This window comes from Bradyrhizobium yuanmingense, assembly GCF_025200905.1.
In the GTDB taxonomy this organism is placed as follows: Bacteria; Pseudomonadota; Alphaproteobacteria; order Rhizobiales; family Xanthobacteraceae; genus Bradyrhizobium; species Bradyrhizobium yuanmingense.
In genome coordinates this window covers 3,671,626-3,686,609 of record NZ_CP104173.1, presented here as the reverse complement: position 1 = coordinate 3,686,609, position 14,984 = coordinate 3,671,626, and the positions used below count along the sequence as shown (strand labels likewise).

General features: G+C 65.4%; 16 protein-coding genes. 6 read left to right on the top strand and 10 right to left on the bottom strand.

The window, feature by feature from the left end:
- The first annotated feature begins 149 nt into the window (after positions 1–149).
- The 3 genes from N2605_RS17295 to N2605_RS17285 all read left to right on the top strand — a co-directional run bounded on the left by N2605_RS17295 (position 150) and on the right by N2605_RS17285 (position 3,921).
- The gene (locus tag N2605_RS17295; RefSeq protein WP_260347305.1) at positions 150–1,931 is read left to right on the top strand and encodes a NirA family protein; all 1,782 of its coding nucleotides are present in this window, start codon (positions 150–152) and stop codon (positions 1,929–1,931) included.
- A complete protein-coding gene (locus N2605_RS17290; RefSeq protein WP_036012449.1) occupies positions 1,928–3,544 on the top strand; it encodes a sulfite reductase subunit alpha in 1,617 nt (538 codons plus the stop codon). Before N2605_RS17295 ends, N2605_RS17290 begins: the two co-directional genes overlap by 4 nt.
- A gap of 224 nt (positions 3,545–3,768) precedes the next feature.
- The gene (locus N2605_RS17285; protein ID WP_036012446.1) at positions 3,769–3,921 is read left to right on the top strand and encodes a hypothetical protein; all 153 of its coding nucleotides are present in this window, start codon (positions 3,769–3,771) and stop codon (positions 3,919–3,921) included.
- 109 nt (positions 3,922–4,030) lie between these two features.
- On the opposite strand, the gene N2605_RS17280 is transcribed toward N2605_RS17285, so the two are convergent.
- Genes N2605_RS17280 through N2605_RS17270 form a run of 3 tightly spaced genes read right to left on the bottom strand, consistent with a single transcriptional unit; the run spans position 4,031 to position 6,599 of the window.
- Positions 4,031–4,801, bottom strand: coding sequence for a LamB/YcsF family protein (locus N2605_RS17280; RefSeq protein ID WP_260347304.1), 771 nt, complete (start codon positions 4,799–4,801; stop codon positions 4,031–4,033).
- Between the two features lie 32 nt (positions 4,802–4,833).
- Positions 4,834–5,871 carry a 5-oxoprolinase subunit C family protein gene (locus N2605_RS17275; protein ID WP_036012441.1) on the bottom strand — a complete coding sequence of 346 codons (1,038 nt, stop codon included), beginning with the start codon at positions 5,869–5,871 and terminating at the stop codon, positions 4,834–4,836.
- A complete protein-coding gene (locus N2605_RS17270) occupies positions 5,868–6,599 on the bottom strand; it encodes a 5-oxoprolinase subunit B family protein (RefSeq protein ID WP_036012438.1) in 732 nt (243 codons plus the stop codon). The genes N2605_RS17275 and N2605_RS17270 overlap by 4 nt, the downstream gene beginning before the upstream one ends.
- A gap of 255 nt (positions 6,600–6,854) precedes the next feature.
- Here N2605_RS17270 and N2605_RS17265 point away from each other — a divergent pair, with 255 nt between their 5' ends.
- Both N2605_RS17265 and N2605_RS17260 read left to right on the top strand, forming a co-directional pair.
- Positions 6,855–7,553 carry a ribonuclease activity regulator RraA gene (locus N2605_RS17265; protein ID WP_036012452.1) on the top strand — a complete coding sequence of 233 codons (699 nt, stop codon included), beginning with the start codon at positions 6,855–6,857 and terminating at the stop codon, positions 7,551–7,553.
- 23 nt (positions 7,554–7,576) lie between these two features.
- Entirely contained in the window at positions 7,577–7,981 is a 405-nt protein-coding gene (locus N2605_RS17260) for a (R)-mandelonitrile lyase (RefSeq protein WP_036012436.1), read from the top strand.
- A 139-nt stretch (positions 7,982–8,120) separates the two neighbouring features.
- On the opposite strand, the gene N2605_RS17255 is transcribed toward N2605_RS17260, so the two are convergent.
- Together N2605_RS17255 and N2605_RS17250 are read right to left on the bottom strand one after the other, a co-directional pair.
- On the bottom strand, positions 8,121–8,477 hold the full coding sequence (locus N2605_RS17255) for a hypothetical protein (RefSeq protein WP_036012434.1): 357 nt from the start codon (positions 8,475–8,477) through the stop codon (positions 8,121–8,123).
- Between the two features lie 179 nt (positions 8,478–8,656).
- Positions 8,657–9,520, bottom strand: coding sequence for a DUF2147 domain-containing protein (locus N2605_RS17250; protein ID WP_260347303.1), 864 nt, complete (start codon positions 9,518–9,520; stop codon positions 8,657–8,659).
- Positions 9,521–9,820: 300 nt separating this feature from the next.
- Here N2605_RS17250 and N2605_RS17245 point away from each other — a divergent pair, with 300 nt between their 5' ends.
- Complete coding sequence (locus N2605_RS17245; RefSeq protein WP_036012425.1) at positions 9,821–10,318, top strand: DUF1993 domain-containing protein; 498 nt, start codon at positions 9,821–9,823, stop codon at positions 10,316–10,318.
- Between the two features lie 4 nt (positions 10,319–10,322).
- Here N2605_RS17245 and N2605_RS17240 read toward each other — a convergent pair whose 3' ends face one another.
- The 5 genes from N2605_RS17240 to N2605_RS17220 form a co-directional block, all read right to left on the bottom strand.
- A complete protein-coding gene (locus tag N2605_RS17240; RefSeq protein ID WP_036012421.1) occupies positions 10,323–10,814 on the bottom strand; it encodes a hypothetical protein in 492 nt (163 codons plus the stop codon).
- Positions 10,815–10,982: 168 nt separating this feature from the next.
- Complete coding sequence (locus N2605_RS17235; RefSeq protein WP_260347302.1) at positions 10,983–11,972, bottom strand: hydroxyacid dehydrogenase; 990 nt, start codon at positions 11,970–11,972, stop codon at positions 10,983–10,985.
- 36 nt (positions 11,973–12,008) lie between these two features.
- Complete coding sequence (locus N2605_RS17230; protein ID WP_036012409.1) at positions 12,009–13,109, bottom strand: ABC transporter ATP-binding protein; 1,101 nt, start codon at positions 13,107–13,109, stop codon at positions 12,009–12,011.
- Between the two features lie 20 nt (positions 13,110–13,129).
- The gene (locus tag N2605_RS17225) at positions 13,130–14,041 is read right to left on the bottom strand and encodes a carbohydrate ABC transporter permease (protein ID WP_036012407.1); all 912 of its coding nucleotides are present in this window, start codon (positions 14,039–14,041) and stop codon (positions 13,130–13,132) included.
- Entirely contained in the window at positions 14,041–14,979 is a 939-nt protein-coding gene (locus tag N2605_RS17220) for a carbohydrate ABC transporter permease (protein ID WP_057029220.1), read from the bottom strand. The genes N2605_RS17225 and N2605_RS17220 overlap by 1 nt, the downstream gene beginning before the upstream one ends.
- Between the last annotated feature and the right edge of the window lie 5 nt (positions 14,980–14,984).

The following is a 14,984-nucleotide window of genomic DNA, read 5'->3' as shown; positions in this document are numbered from 1 at the left end:
ATAGGTGCCTGCTGAGCCAAGTCCCGCAGCAACGAAGCTGATCGGACCGCGAGTGACGAAGCCGGCTCCTGAGCCAGCGTGACGTTCCTCGCGGGTCGCGCAATCCGTCGAAGCCACCGAAGGTGGCCGCAGGAGCTTCGTTACACACCATGAAAATCGATACGGTCTCAGTCGACTTTACCGACGAGCAGAAACGCTATCTCGAAGGCTTCACGACCGGCCTGCAGATCAGCCGCGTCGGCCGCGGCCTTGGTGGCGGCAGCGGCAAGGCGAATGCCGAGCCTGTGGGTCCCGATGCCGTGCACATCAAGGCGCAGGACAAGGTGATCGCATCGGGCAAGAAGCTCGCCGATCAGGAGAAGGTCAAGCGCGACGAGCACCCCTTCGACGCCTATCCGCGGCTGCGCCAGCAGGCCCTCGACAACACCCCGCCGAGCCCGGCGGACAATTTCCGCTGGCGCTATTACGGCATCTTCTATGTCGCGCCGACGCAGGACTCCTACATGTGCCGCCTGCGCATCCCGAACGGCATCATGAAGCATTGGCAGCTGTCGGGCCTTGCCGATCTCGCCGACGAGCTCTGCGGCCCCTACAGCCACGTGACGACGCGCGCCAATCTCCAGCTGCGCGAGATCCCGCCGAAGCACGCGATCAGAATGATCGAGGGCATCCAGGAGCTCGGCCTGTGCTCGCGCGGCTCCGGCGCCGACAACATCCGCAACGTGACGGGAACGCCGACCGCCGGCATCGATCCGCAGGAAATCATCGACACGCGGCCCTATGCCCGCGAGTGGCACTACCACATCCTCAACGACCGCTCGCTCTACGGTTTGCCGCGCAAGTTCAACGTCGCCTTCGACGGCGCCGGCCGGATCGCGGTGCTTGAAGAGACCAACGACATCGCCTTCACGGCCTATGAGGTAAAGGACGGTTTCGGCGTCGAGCCCGGCGTCTGGTTCCGGCTCGGCCTCGGCGGCATCACCGGTCACAAAGACTTTGCGAAATATTCCGGCATCATCGTCAAGCCGGAGCAGGCGACCGCCGTCGCCGACGCCATCGTGCGCGTGTTCATCGAGCATGGCGACCGCACCAACCGCAACAAGGCACGGCTTAAATACGTGCTCGACGCGATGGGCCATGACGGCTTCCTCAAGCTGGTCGAGGAGCGGTTGAAGACGCCGTTCACGCGCGTGCCGGAAGAGGCGTTCGCGCCGCGGCCCGCGGCGGACCGCATGGCCCATATCGGCGTGCACAAGCAGAAGCAGGACGGCCTCAACTGGATCGGCGTATCGCTGACGCTCGGCAAGCTCACCTCCGATCAGATGCGGGGCCTCGCCAAAGTGGCGCAGGATCTCGGTGACGGCGAGATCCGGCTCACGGTCTGGCAGAACCTGTTGATCTCGGGCGTGCGCGACGCGAATGTCGAGCTCGCCATTGCCGCGATCAAGCAGATCGGGCTCGCGGTCGAGGCCTCGCACATCCGCGCCGGCCTGATCGCGTGCACCGGCAATGCCGGCTGCCGCTTCGCGGCGTCCAACACCAAGCGCAATGCCGCCGAGATCGGCGACTGGTGCGAGCCGCGCGTCGCGATGGACAAGCCGGTGAACATCCACCTGACCGGCTGCCATCATTCCTGCGCGCAGCATTACATCAGCGACATCGGACTGATCGGCGCGCGCGTGCCCGTGAACGAGGAGGACACCGTCGAGGGCTATCACCTCTTCACTGGCGGCGGGTTCGGCCCCGACGCCGATGTCGGGCAGGAGGTCTATCACGACCTCAAGGCCGAGGACGCGCCGAAGACGGTCGAGGCGCTGCTCAAGGCCTATCTCGCCCACCGCGCCTCGCCCGACGAAACCTTCCTCTCCTTCGCGCGCCGCCATGACGGCGAAACGCTGCGCAAGCTTGCCGATGCACAGGTGTCCGCATGAACCAGATCACGCCTCCGCCGAAACTCGATATCATCCCCGCCAGCGCCCCGTTCTCGGATGCGCAGCGCTCCTGGCTGAACGGCTTCTTTGCCGGGCTTTTGTCGCCTGACGTCGCAACGCCGCTGTCGGCAGAGCAGGGCGCCGCCGTCATGCAGGCCGGTGACGGCGACGACGGCGAAGCGCCGTGGCACGACCAGACCATGCCGATCGCCGAGCGGATGAAGCTTGCCGAAGGCCGTCCCTTGCGCCGCAAGATGATGGCGGCGATGGCACAGCAGGATTGCGGCCAGTGCGGCTACAATTGCCACGATTATTCGGAAGCAATCGCGAGCCGTAGCGAAGCGCGGCTCAATCTGTGCGTCCCCGGCGGCAAGGAAACCGCGCGGATGCTGAAATCGCTGTACGAGGAGCTCGACAAGGCGCCCGCGGCCAAGACCACCGACAAGAGCACCGACAAGGCCGGCGCTCCGGCGCCGGCTGTGACCGTGACGATCGCAGAGCCCGGCCGCTCGCGGGACAATCCGATCCAGGCGACCTTCCTGTCGCGCCGTCTTCTCAACAAGGGCAAGTCGGAGAAGGAGACCTATCACATCGAGTTCGATCTCTCCGAGGGCAAGCTCGACTATGTCGTTGGTGACAGTTTTGGCGTCTTCCCGCGCAACGACGTCGGCCTCGTCGACCAGATCATCGCGCTGCTCGGCGCCTCCCACACGACCAAAGTCAACGGCAAGACGCTGCGCGAGGTGCTGATCGACGACGTCTCGCTGTCGCCGGCGCCCGACACTCTGTTCGAGCTGATCTCCTTCATCACCGGCGGCGCGCAGCGCGAGAAGGCGCGGGCGCTGGCGCAGGGAGAGGATCCCGATGGGGATGCCGCGACGCTCGACGTGATGGCGGCACTGCAGAAGTTTTCCGGCACGCGGCCGCATCCCGAGGCCTTCGTCGAGGCGCTGGAGCCGCTGCAGCCGCGGCTCTACTCGATCTCGTCCTCGCACAATGCGACGCCGGGAAAGCTGTCACTGACGGTGGACTCGGTGCGCTACGTCATCGGCAAGCGCAGGCGGCTCGGCGTCGCCTCGACCTTCCTCGGCGAGCGGATCAACGAAGGCGAGAAGCTCAAGGTCTATGTGCAGAAGGCGCACAATTTCGGCCTGCCGCAAGATCCGAAGACGCCGATTATCATGGTCGGTCCCGGCACCGGCATCGCGCCGTTCCGCGCCTTCCTGTTCGACCGCAAGGCGACCGGCGCGCCCGGCAAGAACTGGCTGTTCTTCGGCCATCAGCGCAGCGATTGCGACTTCTTCTATCAGGACGAGCTCAACGCCATGAAGACCTCAGGGCTTCTGACGCGTCTGTCGCTGGCCTGGTCGCGCGACGGCGAGAAGAAGTTTTACGTGCAGGACCGCATGCGCGAGGTTGGCCGCGAATTGTGGACCTGGCTCGCCGAGGGCGCGCATCTCTACATCTGCGGCGATGCCAAGCGCATGGCCAAGGACGTCGAGCGCGCGCTGGTCGACATCGTCGCGCAGTTCGGGGCACGTTCGACCGATGAAGCCGTCAGCTTCGTCGCCGAGCTCAAGAAGACCGGCCGCTTCCAGGCTGACGTGTACTAGTCGGACGACTCCTCTCGGGGTTGGGCGTCATCCGATTGTCATCCGTCCCGGTTCCAACTGGCTTGGATTTTAACGAATAAGATTCTCGGAACCTGCTGGTGAAGAGAATTTGCATCTGCGATGGGGGGCCTCCAGAGAACCCTCATCGCTATTTCCGCCACCGTCTTGCCTCCCGCCCTGGTTGATCCTTCATACTCCCGCAAATGGGGCGTTGGAGATCGACCATGCGCGGACTATCGGCGGAAGCCAGGCTGCACTTCTACGCGCGCTCGCTCTCGCGCCGGACCGGGGCGAGCATGCACCACGTTGCGATGTACAGCGCGTTTGCGGTGATCGCGGCGATCGTGTTCGGGACCCTCTCGGTGCATCCGTTTTGATGTGTCCGCGTAGGGTGGGTTAGCCGAAGGCGTAACCCACCACTTGTATGGCTGAAGCAGAAGAGGTGGCTTACGCTTCGCTAATCCACCCTACGACACCGAACCCTGCTCACGCCCCGCGCTTGAACGGCGCCACATCGATCCCCGCAGCTTTCAACGCCTGCCGCACGCCGCGCGCGATCTCGACCGCGCCCGGCGTATCGCCGTGGATGCAGACCGTATCCGTGCGCATCTTGATGACCTTGCCCGTGACCGACACCACCGCGCCGTCCTGCACCATGCGTACCACGCGATCGGCGATCGCCTTGGCGTCGTGCAGCACCGCGCCGGACTTCTTGCGCGAGACGAGGTTGCCGTCATCCTCATAGGCGCGGTCGGCGAACACCTCGTGCACCATCGGCAGGTTGGCGTCTTCGCCGGCCTTCACCAGCTTCGAATTGGCGAGCACGACGAAGATCAGGCTGGGATCCACCGCCTTGATGCCGGCGGCGATCGCCTTCGCCGTCATGTCGTCCTCGCAGGCGACGTTGGAGAGCGCGCCGTGCGCCTTCACATGGGTGACCTTGTAGCCGGCCGCAGTCGCGATCGCCTGCAACGCGCCGATCTGATAGGCGACGAGGTTCTCGATCTCGGCGGCCTTGAGCCCTGCGATCGGATGCCGGCCGAAGCCGTGCAGGTCGCGATAGCCGGGATGCGCGCCGACCGAGACGCCGCGCGCCTTCGCAAGCTCCACCGTCCGGCGCATGATGTCGGGGTCGCCGGCATGGAAGCCGCAGGCGACGTTGACCGAGCTTGCCAGCTCGATCATCGCGGCGTCATTGCCCATCTCCCACGCGCCAAAACCTTCGCCGAGGTCGCAATTCAGATCGACTGTCTTCATGGGTTGCTCTCCGCCTCTGGTCTTGTTGTCGCTTACGGCTCCGCCGTGACCTGCCACGTCCCGGCATCGACCGCGCTGACCGCATAGCCCGCCACGTTAGCATCGCTGAGCGCCTCGATGTTGAGGGCGACGATGTCGGAGGAGCGCAGGCGATCGGGCAGGCTGCGGATCGCATGCGCGAACTTGCGCGCCTCGTCCTGCGCTTCGGCCATGCTGACCGCCTTGAAGCGGAACGCGGTTCCTGCCGAGGTCTGGGCGAGGCGGCCGATGTCGGCCGTGATCACGGTTGCGATCTTCGGATAGCCGCCGGAGGTGCCGCGATCCATCATCAGCGCGATCGGCGCGCCGTTGCCGGGCACCTGGATGCTGCCGTTGACCGTGCCGTCGGAGACGATGTTGTGGCCGTGCAGATGCTTGATCGCGGGGCCCTCGAGGCGGTAGCCCATGCGGTCGGAGGTCGCCGAGATCTTCCATTCGCTGTCCAAGAACAGCGCCTTGTTGGCGTCGTCGAACTCGTCGTCCTGAGGACCCAGCAGCACGCGGATCGGGCCGCTCGCCGGCTTCGGCAGCTCGATGCGCAGCTCCGGTGCGCCGCTGGCGGCATCGACCGTGAACTCGTCGCCGGCCTGGAGCGGGCGCGGATAGGGGCTGCCGAGGCCGGCGCGGGCGTTCACCGCGAGGCTGCCGAAGACCTTCTCGCCCTTGATGGCGCCTTCGATCGCGAGATAGGTGAAGGCGCCGCCGCGGGCAAAGCCGAGCGTCAGCGTCTCGCCATCCTTGAGCGTCACCGAGGTGTCCATCGCGACCGGGCTGCCGGCGATGTCCGCATTGCGCGGCGCGCCCGATATCGCCACGCGCACGGCGCCGTCGCGGGCGGTGAAGGAGGCACCGAACGGGCCGATCTCGATGGCGGCCGCGAACGGCTCGTTGCCGACCAGCGTGTTCGCCGCCGCAAGCGACAGCCGGTCCATCGCTCCGCTCACGGTCAAGCCGTAGCGCTGCGCGCCGTGGCGGCCGCCGTCCTGGACCGAGCTGGCAGGGCCGATGCTGGCAACGACGAGCCGGCTCATGCGTCCACCTGCTCGGCGACGATCTCGCCGGCTTCCGCAGCGCGGTCCATGTCCTCGAATGTCTTGTGGTCGATCGGGTAGAACGTGACGCGGTCACCGGGCTCGGTGAGGAAGGTCGGATTGCGGTGGAGCTGATAGGTTCGCACCGGGGTGCGGCCGAGCAGGTGCCAGCCGCTCGGGGCGGCCAGGCACTGGATGCCGGCCTGGACGCCGCCGATCGAGATCGTGCCTGATGGCGTCAGCAGCCGTGGCGATTGCCGCCGCGACATGTGCAGGAATTTGTCGAGACCGCTGAGATAGGACCAGCCCGGCGTGAAGCCGATCATGGCGACTTTATAATCGCCGCCAGAATGCCTGATGACGATGTCATCCGGCGTGGTGCCCAACGTCTTGGCGACGTCCTCGAGGTCGATGCCGTGCTCGCCGCCATAGGCGACGGGAACGCGCCAGCGGCGCGCTTTGGTGACCGGCGGCAGCGGCCGGGTGGCGATCGGGAGGATCTTTTCGCCCAGCGCCTCAAAGCCGATCTTGCCGGGATCGTAATGGACCAGCAGCGAGCGATAGGTCGGCACCGTCTCGGTGATGCCGTCGATGGGTGTCGCAGCGAGCGCCTTGTCGAGCGCCAACACGCGCTGGTTGGCATCGTCGTCGATGGTGCGGCTGAACTCGACCGTGACGGCACTGTCGCCGCTGGGCAGAAGGCGGGGCGGGGGAAGCGTCGCGGCCATTGAGCTGTCAGAGCGCTGTCGTAATCGGGCTTCTCGGGGATGCGGGCTCGACCTTGAGTTCCGCTTGTCCCTGCTTCGCGTAAATGTGCCCGCAAGTCCAATAAATTAATGCAAGGGGAAGCGATAAAGCCTTGTTATCGCATCGCATAACGGCGCTGCGGCCCTGCGTAATTGCTACTCTTGGCCCTTGACGCAAAGCTCGCGGCTCGCAAGATGCGCGCGTTCTGTCCCGCACCTTGGAGCTCGTTCTCGTCCATGTCGCTGTCCCCCGAAGCCCGCAAGACCCTCGCCGGCATCACCACCGCCACCATCACCACGGTCCTGCTGAAGAAGGGGCTGCGCAATGTGTGGATGCGCGGCGCGCGTCCGTTGCGGCCGGGCCTGCCGCGGCTGGTGGGACCGGCCTTCACGCTGCGCTTCGTGCCGGCGCGCGAGGATCTGGCGACGCCGGAATCCTGGTCGTCGCCGATCTCGACCCGCACCGCGATCGAGGCGATGCCGGAGGGCTGCATCGCCGTGGTCGATGCCATGGGCATCACCGATGCCGGCATCTTCGGCGACATCCTTTGCGCGCGCATGGTCAAGCGCGGCGTCACCGCGCTTGTCACCGACGGCGTGGTGCGTGACGTCGAGGGCGTGCTTGGCACCAATTTGCCGGTTTGGTGCGACGGCTATGCCGCGCCGCCGTCGGTTGCAGGCCTCACTTTCGTCGGCTGGGGCGAACCGATCGGCTGCGGCGGCGTTGCCGTCTTCCCGAACGACATCGTGGTCGCCGACCAGGACGGCTGCGTGCTGATCCCGCAGGCGATGCTCGATCATGTCCTCAATGAGGGCGTCGAGCAGGAGCGGATGGAAGCCTGGATCGTCAACGAGGTGAACAACGGCGCGGTGCTGCCGGGCCTCTATCCCATGAACGCCGAAACCAAGGCGCGCTACGCCGCCAGCAAGAAGTAACGGACAAAGGAACGAGGACCCTCATGGACATCACGCTCGCCGGCACGCGGCCGACCCGCCGCGCGCCGAAGGAACACTTCACCGGCACCGTGTGGCAGGACCCCATCAACATGGCGCCGGCGCCTGCACGGCTGAACGTCTCGCGCGTCGCATTCGAGCCGGGCGCGCGCACCAACTGGCACCACCATCCGCTCGGGCAGACGCTTTACGTGATCTCGGGCGTCGGCCGCGTTCAGACCAAGGGCGGCCCGGTCCAGGAAATCCGTCCCGGCGACACCGTCTGGATTCCGCCGGGTGAAGTGCACTGGCACGGCGCATCGCCGACCAACGGCATGTGCCACATCGCCATGCAGGAAGCGCTCGACGGCGTCTACTCGACCTGGCTGGAGCCGGTCACCGACGCGGAGTATGGCGCGGCGGTGGGCTGACTCTCGTGTCCCGGACAAGACGCATCGCCCAAGGCGATGCGTCGCCGATCCGGGACCCAGATCTTCGACCCACTGAGAGCACTGGGTCCCGGCTCTGCGCGGCAACGCTTCGCGCTGCCGCTTGTCCGGGACACGGCACCTAAATCTTCTCCGCGGTCCAAGTGCCCGTGCACATGGCGCCGCGCCAGGTGCCGGAGCCGGACGCGCCGCTGAGCCGGCCGAAGCCAATGGCACGCTTGATGCCGGTGCTCAGGGTGACCTTGATGTTGCCGGCCTCGGCGACGCGTCCCGACGCCGTCACTGCGGCGCTGCTCGAGGCGATCTGGCCATTATTGATGCCGATGGAGACAGTCGCGCCGTTGCCGCAGGCCTGGCTTGATGAAGCAATGCGGACGTTCCACGCGCCATCGAACGTGCTTGTCGCAGCGTCGGCCTGCGCGAGCGGGACAGCGATGACGACGGCGGTGGCGAATAGAGCCTTGCGAAGCACGTTCATGACACGCCCCTGTGGTTGACCATGCGGGGGACCGTGACACGTGCGCGGAACCGGCAATGTGAGGGCTGTCACGTGCGCAGGAGGCTGTGTGAGCCTGCGCACGCCGGCACGGCAGGGCGCAAAAGCAAAGGGACCCGCATCGCGGGCCCCTTGTCTGCGTAAGAACGATCAGGCGGATCTCAGTTCACCCGCGTCCAGGTCTGGCCGCCGCAGAACATGCCGCCGAAGGCGCAGCCCTGCACGCGCAGCCGGTCGGTGCCCTTCATGGCGATCGTCGAATCGTAGGTCGAGCCCGAGTTGGGATCGAGGATGCGGCCCGACCATTTCTGGTCCTTGCCCGCCTTCATGTTGATCAGCACCTGCTCGCCGTTCTGGTTCGACTTGCTGTCGACCGAATAGCCGCAGAGGTTGGTGCCGCATTGCTCGATGCGGACCTTGCCTTCCTTCTCCTCGGTGAGCCAGACGCCGATCGGCGAATTGAGGTCGCGCGTCGGCGCAGTTGCAGGTGCAGGCGGCACTGCGGCCGCCTGAACGCGAGCGGGAGCAGGCGCAGGTGGCGGAGGCGGGGCCGGCGGAGCCGCAGCCACGGCCGGGGCGGGCGGCGGGGCCACGGCGGGCGCGGCTTGCTGCTCGACCGGCGCAGGGGCCGGAGGTGGTGCAGGCGGCGGCGCAACGGCCGTTTGGGCCGGCGTATTGGCCGCGGTCGCGGCCGTCGGCGGAGCCGGCGGCGCAGGAGGCGGCGCGACGGCGGCCGCGGGCGCTTGTACGGCCGCGGGCGCTTGCACGGCTGCGGGCGGCGCAGCAGGAGCGGGGGCCGGAGCAGCCGGCGCCTGCGGGTCGACCGTGGCCTGCTGCGGGGCCGTCTCGTTCTTCTTGGCCTTCCTGGGCTTATTCTGGCCTGTGTTGTCGTAGACGCCGGGGATCTGCACCGTGCCGCGGTCCGGATCGATGCGGATGGTGCGCCCGCCATATTCAAACGTGTACTGCGCCTGCGCGGCAGTGCTCGCCAAAAGGAATGCGGCCGTGGCCAACAGCTTCCTCATTTCCGTCTCCTGAACAGGTGGTCCCCGCACCGACGCTTACGCGCCGGCTCGCTTGCAAAAAGTGATCTAGATCACTGTCGTTGCTGTGAGTCGTCTGCCGGCGGTTCCGGGTTCAATAGGCCCGGAGCCGGTCCAAAGTTTGGCGAGGCAAAGCGACGGAAGGACACGGCCTTATCGAACCATGCCGGGTAGATCCCTTGCAGGCGCCGTCTTCCATGGCAATGTGCAGCCACTGGTCGACCGAAAAGCGGACAACTCGGAAGGCAGAAATCGAAGGGAATCCTTGAAGTGACGATCTCGATCTACGAGGCCTCGGTCGGCCTGTTCGTGCCCTATTTGCGTAACCTGTCGGCGCTGCTCGACAAGGGCGTCGCGTATGCCGAGGCCCGGAAGTTTGATCCGGCGATTCTGCTCGGCATGCGCCTTGCGCCGAACATGTATGACCTCGCCCAGCAGGTCGGCGAGGCCTGCCGCCATGCCACGGTCGCGCCGGCCCTGCTGGCGCAGTGCGAGCCGGTGACGCTGCCGGCGCTGGAGCATGACATGGCCGGGCTGCAGGCGCGCATAGCGACGTCGATCGAGTTCATCGAGAGCCTGCCGCGCGCGGAGATCGATGCGGCGGCGGAACGGAGTGTCTTCTTCAAATTGAAGAACGGCACCGAGCTGCCCTTCACCGGCCGGACGCTGCTGCTGACGTTCAGCGTCCCGCAATTCTTCTTTCATGTCACCACCGCCTACGACCTGCTCCGCCACGCCGGCGTCGAGCTGGTGAAGAAGGATTATCTCGGCAGGAAGTGAGGTCTTACGCTTCGCCCTTGCGCTCGTAGTCGGCGAGCGAGCTGCGGCCGGCGATTTCGCTGCGCAGCAGCTCGAAGCGCCTGTTCGCCTCATCTTGTTGGGTGTCGACGAAGCGCACCGCGGCCTCGCTCGTCATGGGACCACTGACCACGGGGGCGGATTGCTCGCCGATGGTCTCGTGGACATAGTACTGGCCGTCATCGCCGCGATGAACCGTCCATTTCAGACGGATCGCGACCATGGGTCCCGGACCAACCTTGCTGTAGCCGTCGGCATCGGTGTGCTCCGGCGCCAGCGGCTGCTCCTCGACCACGGGATGCTCGTCGATCACCGGATGCTCATCCACGATCGGCGGCTCGTCCGACGCGATGTGCTCACGCTCTCCGGCGACCACGATTTCGGTCTCGGTCTGGCGAATGACGAGAACGGGCTCGGGGTGCTCCAGGATGCTGGCGATGGTCGCCAGCGCGTGGTCGGTCGGGTCGATCTCTGACAAGGGGCCATCCTCCAGCTCGTCGCGCCGGCCAGTCTGTCCCACCGCCGCCGCGTTTCAAGCCCATTACGCGCGTTTGATTAAGGCTGAGTTGGGGCCCGATCTGCACCAAAATGGGACGCTTTCTGGCGTTCCGAAGGCGGCGGGGTGAGCCGCTGACCTTCCATAATCTCAGCCCAGCACGTCCTGGTTGATGACGTTCTGCCTGATGGGATCGCCGTCCAGCACGCTCAAAATATTGCGCGCGGTCTGCTCGCTCATGCGGCTCACCGCCTCGACCGTGACGCCGGCGACATGCGGGGCCATGATGACGTTGGGCAGCGCGAACAGCGCGTTGCTGACCGGCGGCGGCTCCACCTCGAACACGTCGATGCCGGCGCCGGCGAGCTTTCCGGACGTCAGTGCGTCATAGAGCGCTGCTTCCTTCACGATGCCGCCGCGCGCGGTGTTGATGAGGTAGGATCTATCCTTCATGCGGCCGATCCTGTCGGCATCGAACAGGCCGACGGTCTCCGGCGTCTTCGGGCAGTGGATGGTGACGAAGTCGGCGTGAGGCAGCGCGGCATCGAGGTCGGTGACCGGCTCGCATCCGGCCGCCCTGATGTCGGCGGCATCCTTGTAGGGATCGTAGACCTGCACCTTCATCTCGAACGCCAGGCAGCGCTTGGCGGTGCGGCTGCCGATGCGGCCGAAGCCGATGATCAGCACGGTCTTGCCGTAGAGGTCGAACGGCAGCATGCCGAGCCGGTCGGCCCAGGTGCCCTCCTTGACGCATGAATGCAGCTCCTGCGCGCGCTTGGCCAGCGTCAGCATCATGAACAGCGCCGCCTCCGCAACCGAGGGCGAATTGGCGCTGCCGGCAACCATCAGCGGCACCTTGCGGCGGGAGAGGGCGGGCACGTCGACGGCGTCGTAGCCGACGCCGATGCGGGTTACCACCTTCATGTCGCGCGCGGCCTCGAGCTCGGTCTCGCCGAAAGCGGTGGCGCCGAGGGCCACGCCGTGGACGGGGGCATGGCTCTTCAACAAGGCCTCGAAATCCTTCGCCGAGATCAGGTTCGGAAACTCGACGAGCTCGATATCGTCCCGCTGGGTGAGGAGGGCGCGAGCCCCTTGCGACAAAGTTTGCGTAACGAAAATCTTCTTCTGGTTGGTCGCCATCGCTCCCCTACCTGCTCGCTTTCTTGGATCGCGGCGTCACAACACGACGCCGGTCTCCTCATTTAGCAGGTGCATGTTGTTGAGGTCCATCGCCAGGCGCATGGGTGCCCCGTCCTTGGCGCCGGCATTGGGATCGACGCGGCCGCAGACCGGCGTGCCCTCGAGTCCGAAATAGACCAGCGTCTCCATCCCCATCGGTTCGGTGACGTCGAGCACGGTGTCGAAAGTCTCGACGCCGGGCGCCAGATGCGCATGCCACTCGGTGAGATGCTCGGGACGGAGGCCGAGCAGCAGCTTGTCGGTGCGTGGCAGCGCGTTGTAGCGCGCGGCGCGGGCCGGCGGCAGCGCGAAGGCGAGGCGGTCGGTGAGGCGCAGCTGAAGCGTGCCGCCGACATCCTCGAGCCGGCACGGGATGAAGTTCATCGCGGGTGAGCCGATGAAGCCGGCAACGAAGCGCGTCGCCGGCTTGTGGTAGAGCTCGTTCGGCGTGCCGATCTGCTCGATCTTGCCCTTGTTCATGACAACGACGCGATCGGCCAGCGTCATCGCCTCGACCTGGTCGTGGGTGACGTAGACCGTCGTGGTGCGCACCTTCTGGTGCACCTTCTTGATCTCGATCCGCATCTGCACGCGGAGCTTCGCGTCGAGATTGGACAGCGGCTCGTCGAACAGGAAGACCTTGGGATTGCGCACGATGGCGCGGCCCATGGCGACGCGCTGGCGCTGGCCGCCGGAGAGCTGCTTCGGCTTGCGGTCGATCAGATCGGTGATGTCGAGGAGGCGGGCGGCTTCCGTCACCCGCGCCTTGATCTCGGCCTTGGGATAGTGCTTCAGCCGCAGCCCGAACGACATGTTCTCCGCGACCGTCATGTGCGGGTAGAGCGCGTAGTTCTGGAACACCATGGCGATGTCGCGGTCCTTCGGCGGCACGTCGTTGACGATATCGCCGCCGATCATGATGTCGCCGTCGCTGATGTCCTCGAGGCCTGCGATCATGCGCAGGGTGGTCGACTTGCCGCAGCCGGAGGGGCCGACCAGCACAATGAACTCATGGTCGGCGATGTCGAGGTCGATGCCGCGCACGGCTTCGACATCGTCGTAACGCTTGACTACCTTCCGCAAGGAAACGTCGGCCATTTCAGTTCAACCCCTCGCTTTCAACCCTTTGTCGCACCGGCGGTAAGGCCGGCAATGTAGTAGTCCATCAGGAACGCGTAGATGATGAGCGGCGGCGCGGCTCCGAGCAGCGCGCCGGTCATGATCTGTCCCCAATTGAAGACGTCGCCCTTGATCAGCGTGGTGATGATGCCGACCGGCAGAACGAGCTGGTCCGTTGAGGTCGTGAACACGAGTGGATAGAGGAATTGCGCCCAGGATACGGTGAAGGCGAAGATGGTCGCGGCGATCAGCCCGGGCAGCGCGACCGGAATGAAGATCCGCGTCAGTGTCTGGAACCAGGACGCTCCATCGATGATGGCGGCCTCGTCGAGCTCCTTCGGGATCGAGGCGAAATAGCCGATCATGATCCAGGTGCAGAACGGAACCGTCAGCGTCGGATAGATGAAGAGCAGCACGTACCATCTGTTGATCAGCTGGACTCCCGTCCAGTCGCCGATCAGCGCGAACATCTTGAATAGCGGAATGAACAGCAGGCTGTCGGGGACGAGGTAGGTGAGGAACACGCCGGTGGCGAGTGTCGCCGAGCCCCAGAACTTCATGCGCGCCAGCGCGAACGCGGCCGGCACGCTGATCAGCATGGTGAGGGTTACCACGATGATCGAGACCCACGCCGAATTCCAGAAGAAGCGCAGGAACTGGTTGGACGTCAGCAGCTCTGCATAGTTGTCCAGCGTCGGATGGAACACCCACCAAGGGTTGGTCGCCGCCGAAATCTCGGCGCTGCTCTTCAGCGAGGTGATCAGCATGTAGAGTGGCGGCGTCAGCGAGAAGATCGCAAACAGCACCAGGAAGAAGTAGGACCAGCGCAGCGCCCAGGCGCGGTCGCGGCTCATGCTGCCGTATTTGACGTTGCGGCGCGGTCCGGCCTTGTCGATTGTCATGGTGCTCATCAGGCTTCGTTCCCGCGTTTGTTGACGTCGCGAAGGATGAAGATTGCGGCGACCGCCAGGATCGGCACCATGAACAGCGAGACGCTGGCGCCGAGCGGAATGTCGCTGCCCTCGATGCCGACCCGGAACGCCCATGTCGCAAAGATATGGGTGTGATCCAGCGGGCCTCCCGCGGTCAGGATGCGCACGATGTCGAAATTGGCGAAGGTGACGATGAGGGAGAACAGCGTGGTGATCGCGATGATGTTGCGCATCATCGGCAGCGTCACATACCAGATGCGTTGCCACCAATTGGCGCCGTCGATGGCGGCGGCCTCGTAGAGCTGATCGGGCACCGATTTTAGGGCGGCCAGATACATGATCATGAAGAAGGGCGCGCCATACCAGACGTTGACCAGGATCACGGCGAAACGCGCCCAGGCGGCGTCGCCGGTCCACGGGATGGGCCCGATACCGAAAAATGCAAGTGTGTAATTGAAGGCGCTATAGGACGGGTCGAACAGCCAGAGCCAGGCAAGCGTGCTCATTGCGGGCGGGATCACCCAGGGCACGAGCAGCATGCCGCGCCATTTGCGCTGGCCCTTGGCCGGAATGTTGTGAACGAAATGCGCGACGACGAATCCGATCAGGGCCTTGAAGACCACGGCCGTGATGGCGAAGATGCAGGATTGCTTGACCACCAGCCAGAATGTGTCGCGCCTGAACAGGAACTCGAAATTGCCGAAGCCTACAAACTTCTGCATCGACTTGTTCAGCGTTGCCAGATGCAGCGAATAGAAGGCCGGATAGACCACGAGCAGCGTGATCAGCAGGATCAGCGGCAGCGTCATCAGGAACGCCACGGTCGATTTCCGCCTGAGGGCGTTGTGCAGGCTTGCACGTTTGTGGGCGCTCGCAGGCCGGGCGACGCCGGGTTGCCGAACTACGGCATCAGCCATGATGC

Coding starts and splice junctions, on each gene's coding strand:
- N2605_RS17295 (WP_260347305.1), top strand. CDS start 150: ATGAAAATCGATACGGTCTCAGTCGACTTTACCGACGAGCAGAAACGC.
- N2605_RS17290 (WP_036012449.1), top strand. CDS start 1,928: ATGAACCAGATCACGCCTCCGCCGAAACTCGATATCATCCCCGCCAGC.
- N2605_RS17285 (WP_036012446.1), top strand. CDS start 3,769: ATGCGCGGACTATCGGCGGAAGCCAGGCTGCACTTCTACGCGCGCTCG.
- N2605_RS17280 (WP_260347304.1), bottom strand. CDS start 4,801: ATGAAGACAGTCGATCTGAATTGCGACCTCGGCGAAGGTTTTGGCGCG.
- N2605_RS17275 (WP_036012441.1), bottom strand. CDS start 5,871: ATGAGCCGGCTCGTCGTTGCCAGCATCGGCCCTGCCAGCTCGGTCCAG.
- N2605_RS17270 (WP_036012438.1), bottom strand. CDS start 6,599: ATGGCCGCGACGCTTCCCCCGCCCCGCCTTCTGCCCAGCGGCGACAGT.
- N2605_RS17265 (WP_036012452.1), top strand. CDS start 6,855: ATGTCGCTGTCCCCCGAAGCCCGCAAGACCCTCGCCGGCATCACCACC.
- N2605_RS17260 (WP_036012436.1), top strand. CDS start 7,577: ATGGACATCACGCTCGCCGGCACGCGGCCGACCCGCCGCGCGCCGAAG.
- N2605_RS17255 (WP_036012434.1), bottom strand. CDS start 8,477: ATGAACGTGCTTCGCAAGGCTCTATTCGCCACCGCCGTCGTCATCGCT.
- N2605_RS17250 (WP_260347303.1), bottom strand. CDS start 9,520: ATGAGGAAGCTGTTGGCCACGGCCGCATTCCTTTTGGCGAGCACTGCC.
- N2605_RS17235 (WP_260347302.1), bottom strand. CDS start 11,972: ATGGCGACCAACCAGAAGAAGATTTTCGTTACGCAAACTTTGTCGCAA.
- N2605_RS17230 (WP_036012409.1), bottom strand. CDS start 13,109: ATGGCCGACGTTTCCTTGCGGAAGGTAGTCAAGCGTTACGACGATGTC.
- N2605_RS17225 (WP_036012407.1), bottom strand. CDS start 14,041: ATGAGCACCATGACAATCGACAAGGCCGGACCGCGCCGCAACGTCAAA.
- N2605_RS17220 (WP_057029220.1), bottom strand. CDS start 14,979: ATGGCTGATGCCGTAGTTCGGCAACCCGGCGTCGCCCGGCCTGCGAGC.